General features: G+C 48.8%; 21 protein-coding genes. 9 read left to right on the forward strand and 12 right to left on the reverse strand.

The genetic code is table 11. From position 1 onward, the window contains the following. Window positions 1–74 precede the first annotated feature (74 nt). On the reverse strand, window positions 75–521 hold the full coding sequence (locus BUE76_RS13985) for a CAP domain-containing protein (protein WP_158069975.1): 447 nt from the start codon (window positions 519–521) through the stop codon (window positions 75–77). 307 nt (window positions 522–828) lie between these two features. On the opposite strand from BUE76_RS13985, the gene BUE76_RS13990 reads away from it, so the two are divergent. Continuing rightward, a complete protein-coding gene (locus BUE76_RS13990; protein WP_073047191.1) occupies window positions 829–2,625 on the forward strand; it encodes a hypothetical protein in 1,797 nt (598 codons plus the stop codon). A 154-nt stretch (window positions 2,626–2,779) separates the two neighbouring features. On the opposite strand, the gene BUE76_RS13995 is transcribed toward BUE76_RS13990, so the two are convergent. The 5 genes from BUE76_RS13995 to BUE76_RS14015 all read right to left on the reverse strand — a co-directional run bounded on the left by BUE76_RS13995 (window position 2,780) and on the right by BUE76_RS14015 (window position 8,851). Beyond that, window positions 2,780–5,233, reverse strand: a complete 2,454-nt coding sequence (locus BUE76_RS13995; protein WP_073047323.1) for a S9 family peptidase — start codon at window positions 5,231–5,233, stop codon at window positions 2,780–2,782. Between the two features lie 142 nt (window positions 5,234–5,375). Further along, a complete protein-coding gene (gene pyrF, locus BUE76_RS14000; RefSeq protein ID WP_245798418.1) occupies window positions 5,376–6,224 on the reverse strand; it encodes an orotidine-5'-phosphate decarboxylase in 849 nt (282 codons plus the stop codon). Window positions 6,225–6,286: 62 nt separating this feature from the next. After that, window positions 6,287–7,555 (reverse strand): kynureninase, encoded by a 1,269-nt coding sequence (kynU, locus tag BUE76_RS14005; RefSeq protein WP_073047196.1) that lies wholly within the window; start codon window positions 7,553–7,555, stop codon window positions 6,287–6,289. A 110-nt stretch (window positions 7,556–7,665) separates the two neighbouring features. Next, the gene (locus tag BUE76_RS14010) at window positions 7,666–7,869 is read right to left on the reverse strand and encodes a hypothetical protein (RefSeq protein ID WP_073047199.1); all 204 of its coding nucleotides are present in this window, start codon (window positions 7,867–7,869) and stop codon (window positions 7,666–7,668) included. Window positions 7,870–8,065: 196 nt separating this feature from the next. Continuing rightward, complete coding sequence (locus BUE76_RS14015; protein WP_073047201.1) at window positions 8,066–8,851, reverse strand: SDR family oxidoreductase; 786 nt, start codon at window positions 8,849–8,851, stop codon at window positions 8,066–8,068. Window positions 8,852–9,007: 156 nt separating this feature from the next. On the opposite strand from BUE76_RS14015, the gene BUE76_RS14020 reads away from it, so the two are divergent. Both BUE76_RS14020 and BUE76_RS14025 read left to right on the forward strand, forming a co-directional pair. Then, complete coding sequence (locus tag BUE76_RS14020; RefSeq protein WP_073047203.1) at window positions 9,008–12,229, forward strand: S41 family peptidase; 3,222 nt, start codon at window positions 9,008–9,010, stop codon at window positions 12,227–12,229. A gap of 120 nt (window positions 12,230–12,349) precedes the next feature. Then, window positions 12,350–12,901 (forward strand): hypothetical protein, encoded by a 552-nt coding sequence (locus BUE76_RS14025; protein ID WP_073047206.1) that lies wholly within the window; start codon window positions 12,350–12,352, stop codon window positions 12,899–12,901. A 237-nt stretch (window positions 12,902–13,138) separates the two neighbouring features. Here the strand turns inward: BUE76_RS14025 and BUE76_RS14030 are convergent, their stop codons facing one another. Next, window positions 13,139–14,233, reverse strand: a complete 1,095-nt coding sequence (locus BUE76_RS14030; RefSeq protein WP_073047210.1) for an Mrp/NBP35 family ATP-binding protein — start codon at window positions 14,231–14,233, stop codon at window positions 13,139–13,141. 163 nt (window positions 14,234–14,396) lie between these two features. Here BUE76_RS14030 and BUE76_RS14035 point away from each other — a divergent pair, with 163 nt between their 5' ends. From BUE76_RS14035 to BUE76_RS25300, 3 genes are all read left to right on the forward strand, one after another. After that, the gene (locus BUE76_RS14035; protein WP_073047213.1) at window positions 14,397–15,038 is read left to right on the forward strand and encodes a carboxypeptidase-like regulatory domain-containing protein; all 642 of its coding nucleotides are present in this window, start codon (window positions 14,397–14,399) and stop codon (window positions 15,036–15,038) included. 403 nt (window positions 15,039–15,441) lie between these two features. Beyond that, entirely contained in the window at window positions 15,442–16,425 is a 984-nt protein-coding gene (locus tag BUE76_RS14040; protein ID WP_073047216.1) for a Gfo/Idh/MocA family protein, read from the forward strand. A 160-nt stretch (window positions 16,426–16,585) separates the two neighbouring features. Next, window positions 16,586–16,714: a hypothetical protein gene (locus BUE76_RS25300; RefSeq protein ID WP_262485777.1), complete on the forward strand. Its 129-nt coding sequence runs from the start codon at window positions 16,586–16,588 to the stop codon at window positions 16,712–16,714. Between the two features lie 23 nt (window positions 16,715–16,737). Here the strand turns inward: BUE76_RS25300 and BUE76_RS14050 are convergent, their stop codons facing one another. Both BUE76_RS14050 and BUE76_RS14055 read right to left on the reverse strand, forming a co-directional pair. Further along, window positions 16,738–16,923, reverse strand: a complete 186-nt coding sequence (locus tag BUE76_RS14050; RefSeq protein ID WP_073047223.1) for a hypothetical protein — start codon at window positions 16,921–16,923, stop codon at window positions 16,738–16,740. 20 nt (window positions 16,924–16,943) lie between these two features. After that, window positions 16,944–17,630, reverse strand: a complete 687-nt coding sequence (locus BUE76_RS14055; protein WP_073047326.1) for a YggS family pyridoxal phosphate-dependent enzyme — start codon at window positions 17,628–17,630, stop codon at window positions 16,944–16,946. 55 nt (window positions 17,631–17,685) lie between these two features. Between BUE76_RS14055 and BUE76_RS14060 the strand changes: the two genes are divergently transcribed. Then, window positions 17,686–18,336 (forward strand): hypothetical protein, encoded by a 651-nt coding sequence (locus BUE76_RS14060; RefSeq protein WP_143157445.1) that lies wholly within the window; start codon window positions 17,686–17,688, stop codon window positions 18,334–18,336. Window positions 18,337–18,361: 25 nt separating this feature from the next. Here the strand turns inward: BUE76_RS14060 and BUE76_RS14065 are convergent, their stop codons facing one another. Together BUE76_RS14065 and BUE76_RS24525 are read right to left on the reverse strand one after the other, a co-directional pair. Next, window positions 18,362–19,516, reverse strand: coding sequence for an acyl-CoA dehydrogenase family protein (locus BUE76_RS14065; RefSeq protein WP_073047329.1), 1,155 nt, complete (start codon window positions 19,514–19,516; stop codon window positions 18,362–18,364). Between the two features lie 191 nt (window positions 19,517–19,707). Further along, window positions 19,708–19,860, reverse strand: a complete 153-nt coding sequence (locus tag BUE76_RS24525) for a hypothetical protein (RefSeq protein WP_158069976.1) — start codon at window positions 19,858–19,860, stop codon at window positions 19,708–19,710. A 34-nt stretch (window positions 19,861–19,894) separates the two neighbouring features. Between BUE76_RS24525 and BUE76_RS14070 the strand changes: the two genes are divergently transcribed. Both BUE76_RS14070 and BUE76_RS14075 read left to right on the forward strand, forming a co-directional pair. Continuing rightward, window positions 19,895–20,329 (forward strand): GNAT family N-acetyltransferase, encoded by a 435-nt coding sequence (locus tag BUE76_RS14070; protein WP_073047229.1) that lies wholly within the window; start codon window positions 19,895–19,897, stop codon window positions 20,327–20,329. Window positions 20,330–20,455: 126 nt separating this feature from the next. Next, window positions 20,456–21,925, forward strand: a complete 1,470-nt coding sequence (locus tag BUE76_RS14075; protein WP_073047231.1) for a gluconokinase — start codon at window positions 20,456–20,458, stop codon at window positions 21,923–21,925. 70 nt (window positions 21,926–21,995) lie between these two features. Here the strand turns inward: BUE76_RS14075 and pncB are convergent, their stop codons facing one another. Beyond that, complete coding sequence (pncB, locus tag BUE76_RS14080) at window positions 21,996–23,171, reverse strand: nicotinate phosphoribosyltransferase (RefSeq protein ID WP_073047235.1); 1,176 nt, start codon at window positions 23,169–23,171, stop codon at window positions 21,996–21,998. Window positions 23,172–23,188 lie beyond the last annotated feature (17 nt).

Consider the following 23,188-nt stretch of genomic DNA (forward strand, 5'->3'; position numbering starts at 1 on the left):
ATACAGGCTAAATTAAAAACCTGTGAGGTTGGTCCCAATCAGAATGAATCGTGATTTGGGAAATAGCAACAGGATTACTTTTTGCCAAATGTTTGCGTCCAGTACTGCCCGTTGCGGGCAACACCCATTTCCTTGAAGTTGGCATTCATCAGGTTTTTGCAATGGGAAGGACTGCCTTTCCAGGCATTTACCACTTCGGCCTCATCTCGGTACCCCATCCCAATGTTTTCGCCATAAGACATCCATTTGTATCCTGCCTGCTCTATGCGGAACCCCGCATTCTTACCTTCAGGTGAGCGGTGCGCAAAATACTTGCGGGTAAACATATCATCGCTATGGCTTTGCGCAGCAGCTTCCAGTTGGTCGTTCCAAAGCAGGGGCGCTGCAGGCCCATACCAGGTATCGCCGCACTGGCAGCCTTTGCTCCTGATCTCATTCACCAGGCGCAGCACGCCGGTTTTGTTAAGTGGTTCCGGACCTGAAGTTTTCGGTCCCGGACCAGGACCCGCAATTGTTTGCATGAATAAACTGGCTGCAAGTAAAACCTGTATCATAGGAGTAATAATAGAAGTATAACAAAAGAGCAGCTGTAAAATTGTGATCCGCTTTCTTAAAAAAATGTTGCTGCCACCAATAAGGATGGTCTTAGTAACCGTTTTAACAATTGCTGATTAGGGAACACCGTTTCATATAGGTGTTGCTGCCGGATTTTTTTCATAAGCAATAGGTGGATGAATCAGTAACACTTTGCACCTGCACCTAACTGACTTTCCTCATAATGTAAGGTTTGCAAAAACCTTCTATTTGCGCTCAAACCAATTGCTCGGCATGATTGCTCCTCACCAATTTCATATTCCCGTTATGGGATTGGCGTATACTGTTGATACGCCCCTAAAGGTTGCCCGCTATGGCATAGATTCCGTCCTGTCTATTGTAGAGGACCGGCTGATCGAACTGATGCGCCGCCATTATTATCCACAAAGTGGCCGCGAATACATTCCCATCAACAGCAATGAACCCGACTACCGGGCACGCCGCATCACCGATTACCTCAACCTGGTGCAAACACTGGTGCACGAACAGGTGGCTGCAATCAAAGCACAGGATTTTGCTCCCGGCTCCGAGCTCACCAAGTACTTTGAATTGTTGCCTTCCAGTAGTCCTTTACGCAAGGCCTACCTGGATATGCTTGCAGCAACAGATGCGGATAAAAAAGGAGCACAGGCACAGTGGCTCCGCCAACAGGTTGTACCAGGCTCCATTGATGTCAACATCATGACCAAGGTGGACAAAAACAATTTTGATGCGGCAGGGCAATTGATTGAAAATGGCTCAGATGCTCTGGCTTCGCTGCGCGGATATGTTGCCAGCAATCTTACCCATTCTTCCATAGTTTTTTCTGCCGGTCTCAACCCAAGGTTGTACAACTACCTGGAAAGCTTCCGCGAGCTGGATGCACAGGGATGGGGACAGTTTAATAAGAAAATAGTAATCAAGGTGAGCGACTACCGCTCAGCCCTCATTCAAGGCAAGTACTTGGCAAAAAAAGGCGTTTGGGTGAGTGAGTTCCGCATTGAATCGGGGCTTAACTGCGGTGGTCATGCTTTTGCTACCGATGGTTTCCTGCTGGGTCCCATTCTCCAGGACTTTGCTGCTAAAAAAGAGGAACTGGCATCGGCCCTTTGGTCCCTGTACCAACCCGCTGTACAGGCACGTGGCGGTATAGTTTACGACAAGCCCCATCCCATTCGGTATACCGTACAGGGTGGTATTGGCACTGCATCGGAGGCGGAATTCCTGCTTGCCCATTATGGCATGGAAAGCACCGGCTGGGGTACGCCCTTCCTGCTTTGCCCTGAGGCCACTACCGTAGATGCAGAAACCCTCGGTCAATTGTGCCAAGCCAAAGAAGAGGACGTAGTACTGAGTAACAACTCCCCTTTGGGTGTACGTTTCCATTACCTTAAGGGCACAAGTGGAGAACAGGAAAAGCAGGCCCGTGTGTTTACCGGTAAACCCGGCAGCCCTTGTACCGAAAAGCACCTTGTTTCCAACACGGAGTTTACCACCGAACCCATTTGCAGTGCCTCCCTAAAATACCAGCAGTTGAAACTGAAACAACTGGATGCAGCAGATATTGCAGCAGCAGAAAAAGAACAACAAAAAGAGGCTTTGTTCAGTAAGGAGTGCTTGTGTGTTGGCCTGATCAATGCAGCCATCAAATCGTACCAACTACCGGCACTCAAACGACAGGAAGGTGTTACGGTTTGTCCCGGACCAAACATCGCCTATTTCAACAGGAAGGTAACGCTACTGGAGATGGCTGACCATATCTATGGTCGCACCAATATTCTTCCTGATGGTAACAGGCCTCATATGTTTATTAAAGAGCTGCAACTATACCTTGCATTTCTCCGGGAACAACTGAATGGCAGCCCGCTTACCAAACAGCAACAAGCTTTTGTGCGCAACCTGCAGGAAGGCATTGCCTACTACAAAAACATACTTCCACAAATGAAGTTCTCCGAACAAGAATTTGAAGCTTTCAACAATGGTTTGAGCGAGGGCATCAATGAGATTGAAGAAATGGTGGGTTACAAAGAAGCCATAGCAACAACAGCCTAGTCCCCTCTTCCCGAAAGTTTGGTTTAGCACTATACATCAGAAAGGCGCAAGTACCACTTGCGCCTTTCTGATGTATAACTATGTTGAAGTTTATGCTTGATGGTTCCCAATACCACCAATTAGCAGGTCAAAATTTTGAACTATCAACTTCCAACTACTTTTTCCTTTCTACTTCCCTGTCCATTTCTTCAATGTTTACAGCAAATTCTTTTTTGCCCAACAGGTGTTCGCTGAAATAATCTGCCATCCGCCAGAAAAAATACTCGGTCATATCGCCATAACCATGACGCTGGCCGGGCAAAAGCACAAGGTCAAAACGCTTATTTGCTTTGATCAGTGCATTGGCAACACGGATGGTATTGGCCGGGTGTACATTGTTGTCAATGTCGCCGTGGGTAAGCATCAGGTGCCCTTTCAGGTTTTTAGCCAGTTCGGGGTTTTTGTCGATGGCATAAACAAAGGAAGTATCGCCCTTTTCGCCTACAACTTCTTTCACCCCATGGTGCTTTTCACTCCACCAACGGTTGTAGATGCTGTTGTCGTGGTTGCCGGCATTGGAAACCGCCACTTTAAAGAAATCGGGGTACACCAGCATGGCTGCGGTACTCATAAATCCTCCCCCTGAGTGGCCATGAATACCTACCCGGTCAATGTCGATGTACTTATAGCGGTCGGCCAGTTGCTCAACGGCCGCTTTCTTATCTGCCAGGCCGTAATCGCGCAGGTTGCCATAACCAAAGTTGTGGTACCATTTGCTGCGGCTGGGGTGTCCGCCGCGGTTGCCTACCGTCACCACAATAAAGCCTACCTGCGCCAAGCGGTCGATGCGGTCCATGCTGCGGCCAAAGGCTTTGTTCACCGACTCTGTTTGCGGGCCGGGATATACATACTCGATGATGGGGTATTTCTTGGTGCTATCAAAATCATAAGGCTTGTACAGTACTCCATAAAGGTCGGTGGTGCCATCATCAGCTTTAACCGAAAACACCTCGGGAAACTTGTAACCGGCAGCCAACAGCAGGCTCAGGTCGGCAGTCTCCAGGTCCATGATTTTACGGCCCTCGCTGTTGTACAACACAGAGCGGGGAACGGTATTTACCCTTGAAAAGTTGTCTACGAAAAAGCTGCGGCTGTCGTTCATGTTCATGTCGTGCTCAAACTCACCGGGGTTCAGCAAACGCAAGCCACTGCCATCAAAATTTACCCGGTATAAGTGCAGGTAATAAGGGTCTTCCTTTGGCTCGCGGCCATTGGCAGAGAAATAAAGCACCCTTGCTTTTTCATCTACACCCACGATGTCCTCACAATGGAAAGATCCGCTGGTGATCTGGTTCTTCAGTTTACCATTACCATCGTACAGGTAAAAATGCGCCCAGCCATCACGTTCGCTCCACTCGATGACTTCAGCACCTGCATTTACCAATGCAGGACGACGGGTTTCCACGTAGGTGTTCATATCCTCGCGCAACACCTGCTGTACCGCACCGGTATTGATGTCAACGGCACAAAGGTCCACACGCTTCAGGTCGCGGCTGGTACGGGTAAAGTAAAATTTGCTGGCAGTACCCATCCAGATATTGGGACGGAAATCATCATCCCGGCTGCTTGCTTTGGCAGGTGCATTCCAGATATTGATGGCCTGGTCCTTAAACTGTTTGATGTCCAGTTCGCGGCGTTGCTTTGTATCGCGGTTAAACAGCAACACCTGTGGAATGGGTGCATCCTTTTCGCCGGGCATGTGGTATTTGTAGGTTTCCAGGGTGGGGCGCGGATCGGCTACCGAGTTGATCACCCACAAATCTTTCACCTTGCGGCTATCGGTGCGGATAAGAGTAAATTGTTTTGAATCCGGGCTCCAGTATACAAAAACAGGTTTTCTTTTATCCTTGTTCTTTTCCCTTTCCACATTGGTTTCACTATAGCTTTCACCAAAGCCATTAAACTCCACGCCATCGTTTGTGAGCTGGGTTTCTGCAATGGTGCTATCGTCTTCGTTGCGCAAGGCCTTCTCGTAGTTGGCCTTGTCCATCATGTACAGGTTGTAGCGACGGGCAAACAGGATGGTTTGTCCGTCAGGAGAAATGGATGCCCAGGATGGTTTGCGTTTAGGCTTTTTGAACTCGGTCAGCTGTACCAACTGCCCGTTATTGATATTGTATTCAAAGAAGAAGGTCTTCTTGTCTTTTTTGCCATCTTTTTTTGCGGTGCTGTCTTTTTTCTCTTCTTCCAGCGAGCTCTTGATTTCAAACTGTACCCAGTTTTCATCTTTTACAAAACGCAGGCTATCGATGTTGAGGTGCTGTGCATCAAAAGGATCTTTTACAATAGCAGTAATGGCTGCTGCCAGTTTTTCAGTATCAAACAAGGGCCGCTTGGTAGCGGTCCTTGGATCAACAAGGTACCAGTTTTTGCCTTTGGAGGTGCTGTACTCATACCAGAACCGGTCAGACTGCTTCAGCCAATGTGGATCAACGTTGGTGGAGAAAATCAATTTCTCCAATTTTTTGGGCGAAAAGCGGGCTGCCTGGCGATAGTTTGGTGTTGGACTTTGTTGTGCAAGACCAAGCTGGAAAAGGGTTGCCAGCAGCAGGGAAAAAACAATTCTCATGTGAAGGATCAGAATAAATAAAAACCGCCGGACCATTCCGGCGGCGTCAAGTTAAGTGATTTGAAGCTTTCGCAATAAATGTAAAATGCACGTTTGTGGAAAAATATGGGTCCACAAAAATTATCAGTTGATGTACCTGGCGCTAAGCTTTTGCAGGCAAATAGCTGCGCATTTCTGCGGCATAGGTTTGGGCCGCTGCCCCTGCTTGCACTGCAAAGTCTTCTGCTGTGGATGCATAAATGACCGCACGGCTGGCATTCACCAGCAACCCGCAATCGCTGATCATTGCTTCCCGTGAAATATCTGCGAGGCTACCACCCTGGGCACCTACACCCGGCACCAGGTAAAAGTTTTGCGGCGCCAGCTTGCGGATATTTGCAAAAGCATCGGCCTGGGTGGCGCCAACCACAAACATCAGGTTATCGGGGTTACCCCAACTGCCCACCGTGGTCAGCACTTTTTCATACAAAAAGCCTTCACCAGCCTGCTGCAATTCAAAGTCCTTAGCCCCTGCGTTAGAAGTCAGGCCCAACACGATGGTCCATTTGTGCGCATATTCCAAAAAGGGCCGCACGCTGTCTTCACCCATATATGGCGCAACGGTGATGGCATCAAAATCCATGGCTTCAAAAAAGGCACGGGCATATTGTGTGGAGGTATTGCCAATATCTCCGCGCTTGGCATCGGCAATGGTAAAATGGGTTTTGGGAATATAGGCTACGGTACGTTCCATCGCTTCCCAACCCTTTACGCCATAGGCTTCGTAAAATGCCGTATTGATCTTATAGCTTACGCAATAGTTTTTTGTCGCATCGATGATCTGGCGGTTGAATTCAAACAGCGCATCCGGATGCTGGCGCAGGTGCACCGGTATTTTTGTGAGGTCGGTATCAAGACCAACACAGAGATAAGTACCCTTGGAAAAAATCTGCTCGGTGAGTTGCTGGCGGGTCATGTATTTAGTACTGAACGGTGAGGATAATGCGGGCAAATATCGGGGTTTGGGAAAAAAGGAATCACGGAACTAAGGTTTTCCTATTTTCCACCAAGCCATTATACCGATAAGGCTTCTTTGAGCACCTGGCAAAAATGCCATACTTCGGAATAGGTATTGTACAGGGGCACGGGTGCCACCCTGATCACATCAGGCTCACGCCAATCGGCAAAGATCCCGGCATCGGTAAGCTGCTGGAATACCGCCTTCCCGGTTGAAGGTATCAACAAGGAAACCTGGCAGCCTTTAGCATCCATGGGCGTTAGTACCTGTAGTTTTCCTGAAGCCAGTACACCAGTTACTTCCAGCAGGTACAACAAATAGTCGCTGAGCGATTTACCTTTTTCCAAGATGGCCTCCATACCCGCTTCCGCAAATAGGTCCAAAGCGGCCTGGTGGGCTGCATACAAAATGGGTGAAGGCGTACTCAGTTGCCAGCCCTCTGCAGCAGTAATGGGAACAAACCCTTTTTGCATGAGGAAGCGGGTTTCTTTCTGATAGCCCCACCAACCTGCAAAGCGTTGCAGGTTGGGATCATGGTGGTACCGTTCATGTACATAGGCACCGCCTATGGCACCGGGACCCGAGTTGAGGTATTTATACGAACACCAGGAAGCAAAGTCTACATTCCAGCGGTGCAGTTCGAGGGGCACGTTGCCGGCAGCATGTGCCAAATCAAAACCAACTAAGGAACCTGCAGCCTTTCCAGCCGCTGTTATAGCCCGCATGTCGAACAGCTGCCCGGTGTAATAGTTTACGCCACCCCAGAACACCAGGGCCAGTTCATCGCGGTGATTGTTTATTGCAGCAAGGATATCTGCGGTGCGGATATGGGTTTCACCGTTGCGGGGTTGCACTTCTATGATAATGTCTTCAGGGTTCAGCCCTCTTTGCCGCACATGGGTTTCCAGGAGGTATTGATCGGAAGGAAAGGCTTTGGCTTCGCAAAGAATCTTATTGCGTTTTCCTTTTGGCTGGTAAAAGCTAACAAGCAGGAGATGCAGGTTTACCGTCAGGCTGTTCATCACCACCAACTCCTGGGGCAATGCGCCAACAACGGCTGCCAACGGCTGTACCAGTTGATCGTGGTATTGCAACCAGGGCTCCGCTCCCATAAAAAAGCCTTCAACACCCCAGTGCTGCCATTGGTCCAGTACTTTTTGCATGGCCGCTTTGGTACGCCTTGGCTGCAGGCCAAGGGAGTTGCCCAGAAAGTACACCTGTTCCTTGCCTGCCCGTTCCGGAATCAGGAACTCCCTGCGGAACCTGTTCAAAGGATCACTTGCATCGAGGTGTTGTGCAAAATGGGCGTCGGCTTTTAATTGCATCCGGCAAAGAAAGAGCACTGGCTGCAAACTGGAAAAACATTCCCGTATTGGCGGCATACAAAAAGGTATCCCGATTGGAATACCTTTTTGCCTTTTCAGGAAAGGATGTGCTAAATGTTCCCGTTATCCATGCGTTCGTTCCGGTTGGGATGGTTGGTGCGGATCTTCTCCTTTACATCATTGTCATCCTCGGTGTACTTTTCTGTCATTTCCTCGTTCTGTTTCATATCCTCGGGGCCCAACTTGGTGGGTTTGCCCGTGTTGTGTTGCTCCTTATGTGCATCTCCTGGTGCGCCTACATGGTCTCTTGACATAGTTAAAGGTTTATAACCAGGCTGCAAGCAGGATGCCAAAGGAGGATTGAGGGTTGGGGGTTTAGGGTTTTTGGTTTTTTGTTTAGGGTGGCTTGAAAGCTAAAAGGTTATTGCATGAATGTTTAGTTTCAAGCTATTTTTCACACCTAAAGGCAACATCATCCCTACCCTGAACACCAAACTCCAAACCGCCAACTCAAATACTTCCCGTTCGGCCACCATCCACTGGGATGCTGGTGCCGTTTACATAGGCTGCAGCCGGGCTGGCAAGAAAGGCAGCCACCGCAGCAATTTCTGAGGCTTCCCCAAAACGTTGGGCGGGAACGCTGTCCTGCATGCCTTTACGCACCTCGGCCTCGCTCCTGCCCTGCATTTTTGCCGTATGAGCAATAAGGCTTTGCAGGCGTGCGGTATCAGTAAAGCCAGGGAGCACGTTATTTACTGTGATGCCAAACTGGCCCAGTTCGTTGGCCATGGTTTTGGCCCAGCCCGCAACAGCCGCACGGATGGTATTGGAAACACCCAGGTTGGGGAGGGGAATCTTTACTGAGGTAGATACAATATTGATGATCCGGCCAAACCCTTCCTGTTTCATCCCCGGCAAAACTGCCTGGGTGAGCAGTTGGTTTACCAAAATATGCTGCCGGAATGCCTGTTCAAAGGCAGTGGCTTCCGCATCAACGATAGCTCCCGCAGCAGGTCCGCCGGTATTGTTGACAAGAATATGAATAAGGCCATTGGAAATAAACGGCTGGATGGCGGACACCACAGCTTCTGGTTGGCTGAAGTCGGCCAGCGCATACTGGTGTTGCTGCCCCTGGGATGCATCCAGTGAAGCCATTGCCGACTGCAAAGCCGCTTCGTTGCGGGCAAGCAAAATACAATTGGCGCCAAGCAATGCCAGTTCCTGGGCTGTGGCCAGGCCAATGCCCTGCGTACTGCCGCAAACAAGGGCTGTTTTACCGGTTAAAGAAAGGTGCATATCAATCTGTGTTGAGCCACAAAGATGAAAGGTTTGCAACAATTACAAGGTGCTGTACCATGCCATTGCGTTTTTTAAACATTATAAATTCTTGAGCGTGCATGTTTAACGGTTCTGCATTACATGGTTTTGTAACTTTCGCACTTTAAGTTTCATATGCTGAAAAACATCATCGCTTCTGCCCTGCTGGCAACAGGTTTATCCTTTGCTGCCCAGGCCCAAACCGAACCTTCATGGATGCGCTATCCATCCATTTCTCCCGATGGCAGTACTGTTGTTTTTACCTACAAAGGCGACCTCTACAAGGTGGCAGCTACGGGGGGCACTGCGGTGCCGCTGACCCTCCACGAAGCCCATGATTTTATGCCGGTGTGGAGCCCCGATGGTAAAAGCATTGTATTTGCCTCCGATCGTTACGGCAATTTTGACCTCTACCGCATTCCTGCCACCGGTGGTGAAGCGGTAAGGCTTACTTTTCACAGTGCTAACGAGTATCCTTATTCCTTCTCGCCCGACAGCAAGCAGGTTTATTTTGGGGGTGCCCGGCAGGATGCTGCTGAAAACAGGCTTTACCCAGCGGGTTACCTTACCGAGTTGTACACCGTAAATGCCAATGGTGGTCAGGTGCAACAGGTGCTAACTACTCCTGCCGAAGACGTTAAGTGGAGCAAGGATGGCCGCTACATGCTTTATACCGATAAAAAGGGTGGCGAAAACAGCTGGCGCAAACACCATGTGTCGGCCGTGGCACGCGACATCTGGCAGTGGGACAGCCAAACCGGCAAGCACACGCAGCTTTCGGGTTTTGCCGGTGAAGACCGCAACCCTGTATTTGCCGATGGGGAAAAAACAATTTATTACCTCAGCGAAGCAAACGGCACTTTCAACGTACACAAGATGCCTGCCGGTGGCGGCAAAGGTGAAGCTGTGACCCAATTTAAAAAGCACCCCGTTCGCTTTTTAAGTGCCGCCAGCAATGGAACGCTTAGTTTTTCTTACGATGGGCATTTGTACACCCAAAAGCCGGGAGCACAGCCGCAAAAGCTGGCCGTACAGATACCATATGATGTTAAGTCAAACAACGAACGCATTCTTGCTATCAGCCGGGGCATTCGCGACCTTTCCGTTTCGCCCAGCGGCAAGGAACTGGCCTTTATCTACCGGGGTGAAGTGTTCGCCACTTCGGTAAATGGTGGTTCGGCAAAACGCATTACCAGCACATCCGAGCAGGAACGCGGGGTAAGCTTTGCACCCGATGGCAAGAGCCTGGTATATGCCTCCGAAAGAGGCCGAGGCTGGAAGATCATTCGTGCCACGCTGGAGCGTAAGGAAGACCCTTATTTCTTTGCTGCCGCCCTGGTGAAGGAAGAAACCCTCATCGATAATGGCAAGGAAGCTTACCAGCCCCAGTTTTCCCCCGACGGCAAGGAAATAGCATTTGTGGAGGACCGGATGACCCTGAAGGTGTACAACCTGGCATCGAAGCAAACACGTACCCTGCTCACCACCAACGAGTGGTTTTCCATGCGCGACAACGACCAGTATTTTACCTGGAGCCCCGATGGTAAATACATTTTGTTTGAATATACCGAGCCCGGCAGCGCGGTAAGCGAGGTGGGTGTAATTGCATCCGACGGTTCCGGTAAGAAAATCAACCTTACGGAAAGCGGCTTCCAGGACTATGCACCAAAATGGGTAGCCGGTGGCAAGATGATGATCTGGCAGTCTACCCGTGATGGCCTCCGTGCACAGGCAGCCAGCGGCGGAGCGCAGAGTGATGTGTATGGTATGTTCTTTACCCAGGCTGCCTACGATAAGTTTAAGCTGGACAAGGAAGAATATGCACTGGTGAAAGAACAGGAAGAAAAGGCCGCCAAGGCAGACAGCGCCAAAAAGGAAAAGAAGGAAGTGGCTGTCCCCATCGACTGGGAAGGACTGAAAACAAGAAAAGCCCGGCTGACCATCAACTCTGCCAACACTTCGGATATGGAAATATCTAAAGATGGCGAAACCTTGTACTACCTGGCGAAATTTGAAAAAGGCTTCAACTTGTGGAGCACCAACCTGCGCACCCGCGAAACCAAGATGCTGGTACCCATGGATGCGCAAAGCGCGGAAATGCATTGGGATAAAGACCAAAAACAACTGTTCATCCTTGCCGACAGCAAGATCATGAAGCTGGATCCTTCGGGTAGCAGTCCCAAGCCGGAAACCGTTGCGCTCAACGGCGACCTGATGCTGGATGTTGCCGCCGAGCGGGCCTTTATGCTGGAACATGTATGGCGCCGTACCCAGAAGACCTTCTACACCGCGGGTTACCACGGCATCAATTGGGAAGGCTTAAGAAAAGACTACGAAGCCTACCTGCCGCATATCAGCAATAACCACGAGTTTGCAGAAATGCTCAGCGAATTGCTGGGCGAGCTGAACGTGTCGCACTCAGGTGCTTCTTTTGTAAACACGGTAGCCAATGCCGATGCCACTGCATCGCTGGGGGCATTTTTCGATTACAACTATAAAGGCAAAGGGCTGAAGATCGCCGAAGTGCTGGCCGAGGGTCCCTTGAAAAAGGCCGGAATGAATATCCAGGCTGGTACCACCATTGAGGCCATCGACGGGGAGGCCATTCCTTCGGATAAGGACTGGGCTTACCTGCTAAACCGCAAAGCGGGCAAGAACATATTGCTTTCCCTCGTGGATGCCAATGGCAGCAAAAGAGAACTGATTGTAAAACCGATAACTCCAGCAGAAGAAAACCTGCTGTTGTACAAGCGTTGGGTGCGCCGCAATGCTGAAGAAGTGGATCGCCTGAGTAATGGACAACTGGGTTATGTGCACATTCCGGGTATGAATGATGGCGCTTACCGCAACTTTTATGAAGAGGTGATGGGTAAATACAGCGGCCGCAAAGCCCTAGTTGTTGACACCCGCAACAATGGGGGTGGCGACCTTGTTGCCGACCTGGCCATGTTTCTGAGTGGAAAGAAATTCCTGGATTATACTACCGACAGTCGCTCTGCTGGTTTTGAACCCAATTTCCGCTGGACCAAACCATCGATTGCGCTGGCGAACGAAAGCAACTACAGCGACGGGCACTGTTTTGCTTTTTCGTACCAGGATCTGAAGTTGGGTAAACTGGTAGGTATGCCTGTACCGGGCACCTGCACTTTTGCCGGTTGGGAAACCCTGCAGGATGAAAGCATCCGCTGGGGTGTGCCACCGCTCGGCGTTAAAGATGTACAGGGACGCTACCTGGAAAACCTGCAAACGGAACCTGATATCAAGGTGGCAAATGATAAGGAAGGGGTTGGAAAAGGCAAGGACCAGCAACTGGAAGTTGCCATCAAAGCCTTGCTGCAGGATTTGAAAGTACTCTGATTTAAAAGTCCCGGCACATAGCCGGGACTTTTCTTTGCAGCCTTTACTAACTTACAAGAGCAAGCAGCTTTTATGCGTAGATACAAATACATCTGGGTCCAGGTTTGTCTATCCGCTCTGATGGCTTTGTTGTGTACAACCAATTGCTCGCGGGAATATAGCCTTGAAGGAAGCGATACAACCCTCATCCTGCAGCCACCAGCACCGCTTCCTGATTCAGGTATTGGGGGGCCATTTTCAAACTTGGTAACCTGCACCGGTTGCGCAGCTGAACTGGAAACGAACCAATGGTCCTTTCAGCTAAGCAACACTTTGCTTTGCGGCATTATTGATACTGCTATCCTGTCGTCCACACGTGAAGCATTTACTTTTTTTGGTCCCTCCCTATGTTCGCTCGATTCAGGGCTGGTGATCACGGCAAGCCTGGCACCTGATAAATTAGACCGTAATATTACAGGCTATAACATACCTAAGGCTGGTATGTACTACTATGATCATGTGGGCAACCAGCATATGCTGGAAAGCCGGTCCTCACAACCTTTCCGTATGCATATCATCAGCTACAACCACCAAACAAAGGAGATTAGCGGCAGCTTCTCTGGCGTTGTTTACACGGCAGATGGGAAGGAAGTAATAATAAAAGGAGGGCTTTGGAAAACGCACTTGTACTGACGCATCGTATTACAGTAGCCGTACAAGAGGCACCGGCTCTTTTTAAAACTTATAAAATCGAAACAATCAAAGCTTAATGGATTAAGGTTTGCTTTTGGGTCATTATAAGAAATGATGGTTCAGGTTTACGATTGATTTGATGCTGTGTTGAAATAGCATGTTGACCAAATGAAAATGGCTCCCCTGCAGGAGCCATATCAAATTTTCTATGTAAACCTTTATGTTACCGGTTAAGTTTTACTCCACCACTTCAGCAATTTCCTCTCCACGCATCCTTGCATTGCGCATGGAAACGCTTCGGGCAACATTGCCAGCGAAGTCGTAGAAAGCCTGTTTGGTAAGCTCCTCGCTGGTCATGAGGATGGGTACCCCCTGGTCGCCACCTTCGCGAATGCTTTGCACCAGCGGAATCTGGCCCAGGAAAGGCAGGTCATATTCTTCTGCCAGTCGTTTGCCACCTTCTTTGCCAAAGATGTAGTACTTGTTATTGGGCAGTTCAGCAGGTGTGAAGTAACTCATGTTCTCCACCAATCCAATGATGGGGACATTCATTTGCGCCTGTCCAAACATAGCGATGCCCTTCTTTGCATCGGCAAGGGCCACATCCTGTGGCGTGGTTACCACTACTACACCCGTTACCGGCACAGTTTGCATCAGGGTCAGGTGGATATCTCCGGTGCCCGGAGGCATGTCCACCACCAGGTAATCGAGTTCGCCCCAATCCACATCGGTAACAAACTGACGGATGGCACTGCTGGCCATGGGGCCACGCCACACAACGGCGTTCTTTTCATCCACCAGCAAACCAATGCTCATCAGCTTCATGCCAAAACGTTCCAGCGGAACGATCACGCCTTTTCCTCCCATGTCTTTCATCATGGGGCGTTCGCCCCGAACACCAAACATAATGGGCACCGAAGGGCCGTAAATATCAGCATCCATCAAACCAACACGGGCACCACCTTGTGCAAGGGCCAGGGCCAGGTTGGCAGATACGGTGCTTTTGCCGACCCCACCTTTACCGCTCACTACGGCAATGATGTTGCGTACGCCGGGAAGGGCGCCGCTTCTATCGGCACGCAAAGTGGTTGTCTGCGAGGTAAAGTTGACCGTAACCTTTGCTTCCTTGTTCACCAGTATTTTGATGGCGTTTTCGGAAGCATTTTTCATGTGGTCTTTCATCGGACAGGCAGGGGTGGTAAGCACAATGGTAAAGCTTACGTTGTTGCCATCAATTTTCAGATCGCGTACCATGTTCAACGTAACGAGGTCCTTACCAAGGTCGGGCTCCTGTACGTTGCTGAGTGCTTTGAGAATATCTTGTTCGGTCATGTGCGTACTGTTAATGAAGTGGCAAAGTTAGCTGCAAACAATCAACGCCGGAGTTTGTATTTATGGGTGTTGGTTATTTTTGAGGAAACCTTAAAGACCGCATTCCCGGTGTAAGGTGCTATTTTGCAAAGGGATAAAATCCCTTTTCCAAAAACAATTGCGCATGAACAAACGGTTACTTTCTGTGCTCTTTTTTGTTTGCCTGTTTGCCGCCAAAGCACAGGCACAGTTTGAAACCGTTCGCGACTCGGTAGTGCAACTGTATGGTATTGTAATGACTGCTGATAGCCTGATGGGCATACCTGCAGTAAGTGTTACCGTAAAAGGATCCAACCGTGGTACCATGACCAATGGACAGGGTGTATTTTCGATTGTTGTTTTGAAAGGCGACCAGGTAGAATTTACCCACGTCAGCTATAAACCAAAGACAATTACCATTCCCACGACCCTTGATGGCAACCGGCAGAGCATCGTACAATTAATGGTGCAGGATACGGTTTATCTGCCTGCCACCATCATCAGGCCCAGGCCAACGCCGCAGCAATTTGAACGGGATTTTGTCAATACCGATATACAGGATGACGATCTTGAAATTGCCCGCCAGAACAACAGTGCAGCCAAAAGGCGTGCGTTGATGCAAACCCTTCCGGGTGATGGCGGTGGTGCTACGGCCATACAGTTCCGCAATATGGCCAACAGGGCCACTTATGCCGGACAGGTGCCTCCCATGAACATTTTTAATCCTGCCGCCTGGAGCGAATTCATAAAAAGTTGGAAGCGGGGCGATTATAAAAGAAAAAATTAATACTTTGCTGCCTGCACGCTAAAAACGTTCTCCCTACGTTTGATAATTGTTCTTGCCAATAAGGCTTCCTAAACCTCCTTGCTTGTTGCTGTTGGCAACTACCTGATTCTACCCTATATTAACCGTTATTGTTTTGCCTAACTTCTCGTGTAAAGTCATAAGGTCTATGAAAAACGATCCCCTGTTTTTTCGTCCGTAAACAGGGGATTCTTTTTTCCAAAAATTTGAAAATTGTTTGCGGATTGCAATTTTAATAGACAATGCTTTACTCCTAAAGAGATCTGCATAGGTTTGGGTTTACCTCAGCGCAACATGTACTGAAAAGAAAAGCTCCTTCATTGCGCCACTTCCTTTCTTTAAAAATTTCGAATCGGGCAATTAGCTACCTTTTCCCAAAAAAGATATGGCAACAATAAACTGGGGCATTATTGGATGTGGTGAGGTTTGCGAAGTAAAAAGCGGTCCTGCTTTCCAAAAGGTTCCCGGTTCACAGTTGGCAGCGGTTATGCGCCGCAACGGCGAAAAGGCAGCCGATTTTGCACGCCGGCATGGCGTACCCCGCTCCTACAATCAGGCCGATCAACTGATCAACGACCCGGAGGTCAATGCCGTTTATATTGCCACCCCGCCCGACACACATGAAGCTTATACCCTTGCGGCACTACACGCAGGCAAACCGGTTTACGTTGAAAAGCCCATGGCATTGTCTGCCGCTGCTGCCTTTCGAATGCAGGAAGCCTCCCGGGTTTTACAAGTGCCGCTCTGCGTGGCCCACTACCGCAGGCAACAGCCCCAGTATTTAAAAGTGCTGGAATTGCTCCGAACTGGCGCCATCGGACAGGTGCGCAATGTTGAACTGAAATTTGTGGCCCCAGCCAGCGCTTATGATACCACGGAAGCAAGAATCAGTTGGCGGGTAAACCCGGAGATTAGCGGCGGCGGTATTTTCCATGACCTGGCACCCCACCAGCTGGACCTGATGAATTATTTTTTTGGCCAACCCAAACTAGTAAAAGGTATGGCCACCAATACTGCCGGCCAATATGACCCACCAGACACCCTCGCTGCCATCCTGCAGTTTGAGGAAAATATACTGTTGGCAGCCAATTGGTTTTTTGCGGCCCCAGAGGGGGTGAAAGAAGATTATTGCCGGATCAATGGCTCAAATGGTTACCTGCAATTTTCCATATTCGGTGCGCCTGGAATTACATGGTTGCACGATGGAGCCGTGGAGCAAATTCCTTTTTACCCGCTGATGCATGTGCAGGAGCCGATGATTGCAGCAGTAACCCAGTTTTTCCTGGGAAATGGTGCAAATCCCTGTCCCCCGGCGGCGGGTGTGGTGGTAATGGAATGCATGGAAAAAATTGCAGGGGCAGGGGAATAAACCTGTAAAAGGCGCAAAAAGATCAACCCCTTTTTTACTGCTGAAAGCTGTTCAAAACACGGAAATTCCACCCGAACATCACCTAATTGATCAACTTGGCCCAGTGTTTGGATTTATGCTGAAAAATGCGTTTATGTTTCCTGTGTGGTTTTTTATGATAATGATTGGGATAATAGGTTACCTCTTGTACCTCACCCGGCCAAATGAAGACAGTTTTGTTGTGATCAGCCGCAATGGACTGCGCAAAATGCAAGGCTGGTTCAGGGGGCGTGTAAGTGGCCGTGGCTAATAGTACGGAGATGCTAATTCCAGTTAATCTTTCTTTTTGTTGTTATTACGGGTTTTTACAACCAGCAACAGCAAAGCCAGCGCCGATGCTATGATCCATACAATGGGCATATTGTACCACTGTTCCGTTATACTTTCCCCGGCCTCCTGACTGTGTACTACCAATGCGGTAAGCACCAGGATCAGCACCAAAAATCTTTTGCTTTTCATATCATCCTTATTGTCCGCGTTCAACCTGCGGTGGTACCATAATTACGCGCACCAAACAATAGGCTGCCAATGCGTACCATATTGCTGCCCTGCTCCAGCGCCAGGGGGTAATCGTTACTCATACCCATCGAACGAATCTCCATTTCCAACGCCGGCAAACCTGCATTTTGATATTGTTGAAATAAGTCTTGCACAACACCAAACTCCTGAATCACCTGTTCCTTATTTTCGGTAAAAGAAGCCATTCCCATCATCCCCCTGATGCGTACATGAGTAAGTTCGGATAAAACTTCTGGCTTACATAGCTGCTCCAGCTCCGCTGCATCAAAACCAAACTTTGTTTCCTCGCTGGCTATATGTACCTGCAACAGTACATCAATGACCCGGTTAATTTTCGCTCCCTGTTTGTTGATTTCCCGCAGCAGTTTGTAGCTGTCTACACCATGAATAAGGTACACAAAAGGAGCAATGTATTTTACCTTGTTTGTTTGCAGGTGACCAATGAAGTGCCACCGGATATCTCCAGGCAGCAGCGGCTGTTTTTCTACAAGTTCCTGCACATAGTTTTCACCGAAATCCCTTTGGCCCAATGCGTATAAGGCTTCAATGTCCGAAACAGGTTTTGTTTTGCTTACTGCAACCAGTGTGGCATTGAATTTTTCCAGTTCTTTCCGGATCGTTTCAAAATTTGTAGTGTTGATGGCCATGATGTCTATCTTGCTGCAAATGTAGGAGCGCTTTTTCAAACACATCTAAGATCACATGAAGCGTTATAGATTAGTTTTCGGATTGTTGGCTAGTACTGTTTTCCTTTCCTGTAAAACGCCGGCGCAAACAGTCAGTCCCAATTCATTGAAGGCGGTGGAAGGCCAACTCTTCCTGGATAATGGTGATACCGTCACGGGTAAAATTTCTATGAACCAGGAAGTGCTCATTGCGCCGGACATACAAGTTGCAGGCGAAAATGGCAGCCAGCAATTTCACCTGATGGATGTAAAAGGCTATGCTGCAAATGGCGAGGTGTATGAACTAAAGCATACCGAAAATCATATACACCCGCGCAGTGGTTTTTACTTTATGAAAAGGTTGACCCCTGATGGGGCGGCCATGCACCTGTACGAGCATCTTGAGCGCAAACAGAAAAGCAAATCACCTATGGATGTGGCATATCAGCCTGTTTATTATGTGCAGTTGCCGGGAGAAAAGCTGGACCGGGTTTATGCTTCGTTCAGTAAGGCCCTCGTCCCACATTTTCACCAGAAGATGGCCGGTTATATAAAGGATTGCCCTGCCTTGCAGCAACAGGTAAAGCAAAAGCAGAAAGGATTTTTTTACAGCAGGATGGACGCTACGGAGGCACAGAGAAAAGAAGTATTGCTTCGGATCATAGAATCGTACAATAATTGTAAATAAAAAAGGCTCCCTGTGGAGCCCTTTTTTATTTTAAGATCGTTCTGCTGATCACAATTCTTTGCACTTCACTTGTGCCTTCATATATCTGCGTGATCTTGGCATCGCGCATCAGGCGTTCTACGTGGTACTCTTTTACGTATCCATATCCTCCGTGTATTTGAACGGCCTCCGTGCTGGTCCACATAGCCGTTTCAGATGCAAACACTTTAGCCATGGAAGATGATAGGGTATAATCCTGGTGGTTGTCTTTATCCCAGGCTGCCTTAAGACACAACATCCTGGAAGCTTCTACACGGGTAGCCATATCCGCCAGTTTAAAGGCAATTGCCTGGTGGTTCATGATCTCCGTACCAAAAGCTTTTCTTGTCTTTGCATATTCTTTCGCCAGTTCATAGGCGCCGGAAGCAATCCCCAAAGCCTGAGAGGCAATACCAATGCGCCCACCGGCAAGTGTTTTCATGGCGAAGGTGAATCCAAAACCATGTGCACCGATCCGGTTTTCCTTGGGCACTTTTACATCGTTGAACAAGATGGTATGTGTGTCGGAAGCACGGATGCCCATTTTGTTTTCCTTGCCGCTAACCACCACGCCGGGCCATGATTTTTCTACAATAAAAACATCAATCCCTTTCGATCCCACGGCTGCATCGGTTTGCGCCATTACCAGGTATACAGAAGCGGAATTGCCATTGGTGATCCAGTTCTTGGTACCATTCAGCAGGTAGTAGTCGCCCACATCTTCGGCGATAGTGCGTTGGGAGGTGGCATCTGATCCTGCTTCGGGTTCGCTCAGCAGGAAGGCACCGATGTACAGTTCGCCGTCTTTTTTGCCTTGTGCTAGTGGAGTAAGGTATTTTCGCTTTTGCTCCTCGGTTCCATAAGCTTCTATACCATAGCAAACCAGGCTATTGTTTACACTCATACAAACGCTTACCGAGGCATCGATCTTGCTTATCTCTTCCATCGCCAAAACGTATGATGCAGTATCCAATCCGGCGCCGCCATATTCGGGGCTTACCATCATACCCATAAAACCCAGTTCGGCAAGCTTTTCAATCTGCTCGCGGGGAAACTGCATTTTTTCGTCGCGTTCAATAACGCCGGGCAGGCATTCGGTACGGGCAAAATCCCTTGCCGCATTCCGAATCATTAGTTGTTCCTCTGTAAATTGAAAATCCATAAACAAGCAATTATCTATCAAATATAAAGCCGTGCTTATTTGTTGCACCCGGATTTGAAGATGTTAACAATAGCGCTGCATAACTGTACAAACATTCGGAAAATGAAGCCTTAGATTGATAAACATGCAAGGACGGCTTGGTTGCAATGGAAAAGGCTGTACGCTGAAATTATTGGATTATTTGATTGCAACTAGCTTCGCTTGCAGGTATTCAGGGCAATCTGGTTTACTAATTGTTCATCCGCTGGCAGCGCCTTACCCGGCAGAAGGTGCAGTAAAGTATAAGCTTTACCGCCGGCTACTTTCTGGATGATGCTTTCGGCTGTCCATGATTGTTGGCCCATAGCAATACTTTTGCAGAAAAATAAGAGCCTCCCCATGATCTTCAAAACAATTGCGCACCTTTCTGATGCTTACAACGAAATGCTTGAACTAAGGGTGCGTGTATTGCTCTCCCCTATCGGCATTCCTGCATCGTATATAATTCCGGAAAAAGAAGCCAGGGATTTTCTTCTGGGTGCTTATGACAACGATAAACTGGTAGGTTGCTGCATCTTAACCGACCGGGGCAATGCACAGGTGCAACTGCGGCAGATGGCCGTTGATACTTCCGTGCAGGGAACAGGTGTTGGTGCCGAACTTATCCGCTATGCCGAAAAGGTGGCCAAGGAAAACGGATTCAGGACCTTGTTCATGCATGCCCGTAACCCAGTAATAGGATTTTATGAGAAGTGCGGGTACAAAATCGTTGGTGCGGAATTCTTCGAAGTAGACCTGGGACACCACAGGATGGAAAAAGAGATTGGAGCTTAGGGCTCATTGAAAAATGATCAGTGGATTGTAAGCATTTGAATTCCTGTTTGAATTCTATCTCTTTCTTTTAAGTTCTAACACATCTTCATTTGCGGCAGCAAGATCATAAATACCTATCTTTTTGCCATGCAACCATATGTTCTTGGAATTGATATAGGCACGGGCAGCACCAAAGCGGTGGCGGTGGATGAAGAGGGAAAGGTATTGCTGGCAAAACAGGCTTACTACCCAGCGGGATTCAGCCATACGGAACAAGATCCGCAGGTGATCTGGAAAGCCTTCCTCCAGGTGGTCCGGGAAGTATGCCAGGTACTGCCACCACCTAGGGCCCTTTCGTTTAGCAGTGCCATGCACAGTATCATGGCACTGGACCAACAGATGCAACCCATCACGTCCCTGCTTACCTGGGCAGACGACCGGGCTGCGGCCATTGCCACAGACCTGTTGCGGCAAACTTTTGGAGCAGACTTATATCGGGCTACAGGAACGCCCATACATGCTTTATCACCTTTAACCAAGATCAAATGGTGGCAGCAAAATGATCCTGCTTTATACGAAAGAGCCCACTTTTTTGTCGGCATCAAAGAGTATATCTGGTACCGCCTTTTTGGTGTTCTGGAAACAGATTACTCGCTGGCTTCAGCTACGGGCTTGATGAATATTCAAACTTTGGAATGGCATGAAAGTTCTTTAGATTTCGCAGGCATTAAAATAGAACAACTGCCAAAACTGGTACCCACCACTCACCTTCGAAACCAGCTTACTCATGAAGCAGCACAAGTTACCGGTTTGCCAGCTGCTACCATTGGGATTATTGGTGCTTCCGACGGATGCCTGGCCAACCTGGGCACATCAGCCCTCCAACCCGGCACAGCGGCTATTACCATTGGTACCAGCGGTGCTGTAAGAACGGCTGGTACCAAACCTACTCCAGTTTTCCCGGCACAATTGTTCAACTACTACCTCGATGAAGGTTGTTGGATTACTGGAGGTGCCATCAATAATGGCGGTGCGGCTATACAATGGTTAGCAAAAACGCTTGGTTACGACAGCATACCCGAGGCTCTTATTCAGGACGCAGGCGCATTAGCACCCGGCGCAGATGGTTTGTTGTTTCTTCCATTTTTGTTGGGCGAACGCGCACCCATATGGGACAGCCATAGTAGTGCAGCATTTATAGGATTGCAACAGAAGCATGGACCTGCACACCTGATGCGTGCTGTGCTAGAAGGCATCTGTTTTGCTTTACTATCCGTATTAGAACCTTTGGAACGGTCTGCTGGAAAAGTGGATACCCTGCACCTGAGTGGCGGCTTCACCCGTTCAGCGGCTGCGCTGCAAATATTGTCCGATTGTTTGGGTAAAAAGGTTGTGTTGTTGCAAACAGAAGATGCATCCGCTATCGGTGCTGCCATGCTGGGTTGGAAAGCACTTGGTGAAGTAAAAGGTTTTGCAACCATGCCCAAGCCAGAGCAGGTAAAAACATTTTATCCTTGTGCAACTTCCATTGAACGCTATCAACAGCTTTATGCTTTGTATCAGCCTTTATACAACCAGTTGAAAACAACCATGCACCGGTTACAGGACCTAGCTTAGTAAAAGATTGTTTTGAAGCTACATACTATGAGTACTCCTTAAAAGCAGTAGCTTTTCCACCCGATCAAGGTCAATCTTTTATCTGCAACACCGCTTTTGCTAGCGCTATGTATTCCGCACTGCCGGTATACTTACCTCTTTCATCAGACAATTTTACAACAGGAATCCAGCCCTCTCCTTCCGGGCAGGCTTCTGTCATTTTGATTACGATGTTCATGGGTTTGAGGCCTACATCATTGGTAAGGTTGGTGCCAATACCAAAGGACATTCCAATCCTGCCTTTGCAATGTGCCACAATGCGGGACACTTTCTCGGTATTCAGGCTGTCGGAGAAAATGATGGTTTTTGTTTTGGCATCAATGCCCAACTTTTCATAATGAGCGATGGTGCTATCAGCAAATTCCAGCGGATCACCGCTATCATGGCGAACGCCATCAAACAGCTTAGCAAACTTTTTATCAAATATTTCGAAGAACTCCGCTGTGGTATACGTATCCGACAGCGCAATACCCAAGTCGCCACGGTATACCTGGACCCAGTTTTCCAAAGCAATGGTATTGGCCATTTTAAATCCAAACTGTGCCCCATGAAACATAAACCACTCGTGGGCATGGGTGCCAATAGGTTTGGTTTGGTATTTCATTGCCAGGTGCACGTTGGAGCTGCCCACAAAAGTTTGACCTGCCTGCGCAGCAAGGGTGCGCACCACCAGGTCCTGCACCCGGTACGAATGCCGCCGCCGGGTGCCGAAATCTGCAATGGTCACACCCAAATGTTCAAAAGCATTGAGTTTTGCTGATGCTTTGGCAGCAATGGCCTCGGCATCTTCCCCTTCTTGTTGCTGAAGGAGGTAAAAGTTTTCAGAGATCAAACAAAGCAGGGGTACTTCCCACAAAATGGTACGGTACCATAGGCCTTCAACGTTTACCGTAAGTTCACCGGCTTCCTGCCTGATTACTACCTCCGATGGGTCGTAACAATAGCCCTGCAAAAAGTCGAAGTATACCGGGTCAAGGTAGGGGCAGGCTTTGGCAAAAAAGGCCTTTTCGGCTGCTGAAAGCCGGAGTTGGGCCATCGCATTTACGGAGGCCCTCAGTGCCTCGGCAAAACCCTCGGGAAAAACATGTTTGCCACGGTTGATGAACTGGTAGCGTGCACGGGCACGCGGAAACAATTTCAACACGCCTTGCTGCATGGTGAACTTGTAAAAATCGTTGTCCAGGATGGAGGGCAGTTGTGCAAACATGTACTGCGAATTTTGAT

The organism is Cnuella takakiae (assembly GCF_001953305.1).
Classification (GTDB): domain Bacteria; phylum Bacteroidota; class Bacteroidia; order Chitinophagales; family Chitinophagaceae; genus Flavisolibacter; species Flavisolibacter takakiae.

Excerpts from the sequence above, each read along its gene's own strand:
- BUE76_RS13985 (WP_158069975.1), bottom strand. The coding sequence starts at position 521 with ATGCAAACAATTGCGGGTCCTGGTCCGGGACCGAAAACTTCAGGTCCG.
- BUE76_RS13990 (WP_073047191.1), top strand. The coding sequence starts at position 829 with ATGATTGCTCCTCACCAATTTCATATTCCCGTTATGGGATTGGCGTAT.
- BUE76_RS13995 (WP_073047323.1), bottom strand. The coding sequence starts at position 5,233 with ATGAGAATTGTTTTTTCCCTGCTGCTGGCAACCCTTTTCCAGCTTGGT.
- kynU (WP_073047196.1), bottom strand. The coding sequence starts at position 7,555 with ATGCAATTAAAAGCCGACGCCCATTTTGCACAACACCTCGATGCAAGT.
- BUE76_RS14010 (WP_073047199.1), bottom strand. The coding sequence starts at position 7,869 with ATGTCAAGAGACCATGTAGGCGCACCAGGAGATGCACATAAGGAGCAA.
- BUE76_RS14015 (WP_073047201.1), bottom strand. The coding sequence starts at position 8,851 with ATGCACCTTTCTTTAACCGGTAAAACAGCCCTTGTTTGCGGCAGTACG.
- BUE76_RS14020 (WP_073047203.1), top strand. The coding sequence starts at position 9,008 with ATGCTGAAAAACATCATCGCTTCTGCCCTGCTGGCAACAGGTTTATCC.
- BUE76_RS14025 (WP_073047206.1), top strand. The coding sequence starts at position 12,350 with ATGGCTTTGTTGTGTACAACCAATTGCTCGCGGGAATATAGCCTTGAA.
- BUE76_RS14030 (WP_073047210.1), bottom strand. The coding sequence starts at position 14,233 with ATGACCGAACAAGATATTCTCAAAGCACTCAGCAACGTACAGGAGCCC.
- BUE76_RS14035 (WP_073047213.1), top strand. The coding sequence starts at position 14,397 with ATGAACAAACGGTTACTTTCTGTGCTCTTTTTTGTTTGCCTGTTTGCC.
- BUE76_RS14040 (WP_073047216.1), top strand. The coding sequence starts at position 15,442 with ATGGCAACAATAAACTGGGGCATTATTGGATGTGGTGAGGTTTGCGAA.
- BUE76_RS25300 (WP_262485777.1), top strand. The coding sequence starts at position 16,586 with ATGATTGGGATAATAGGTTACCTCTTGTACCTCACCCGGCCAAATGAA.
- BUE76_RS14050 (WP_073047223.1), bottom strand. The coding sequence starts at position 16,923 with ATGAAAAGCAAAAGATTTTTGGTGCTGATCCTGGTGCTTACCGCATTG.
- BUE76_RS14055 (WP_073047326.1), bottom strand. The coding sequence starts at position 17,630 with ATGGCCATCAACACTACAAATTTTGAAACGATCCGGAAAGAACTGGAA.
- BUE76_RS14060 (WP_143157445.1), top strand. The coding sequence starts at position 17,686 with ATGAAGCGTTATAGATTAGTTTTCGGATTGTTGGCTAGTACTGTTTTC.
- BUE76_RS14065 (WP_073047329.1), bottom strand. The coding sequence starts at position 19,516 with ATGGATTTTCAATTTACAGAGGAACAACTAATGATTCGGAATGCGGCA.
- BUE76_RS24525 (WP_158069976.1), bottom strand. The coding sequence starts at position 19,860 with ATGGGCCAACAATCATGGACAGCCGAAAGCATCATCCAGAAAGTAGCC.
- BUE76_RS14070 (WP_073047229.1), top strand. The coding sequence starts at position 19,895 with ATGATCTTCAAAACAATTGCGCACCTTTCTGATGCTTACAACGAAATG.
- BUE76_RS14075 (WP_073047231.1), top strand. The coding sequence starts at position 20,456 with ATGCAACCATATGTTCTTGGAATTGATATAGGCACGGGCAGCACCAAA.
- pncB (WP_073047235.1), bottom strand. The coding sequence starts at position 23,171 with ATGTTTGCACAACTGCCCTCCATCCTGGACAACGATTTTTACAAGTTC.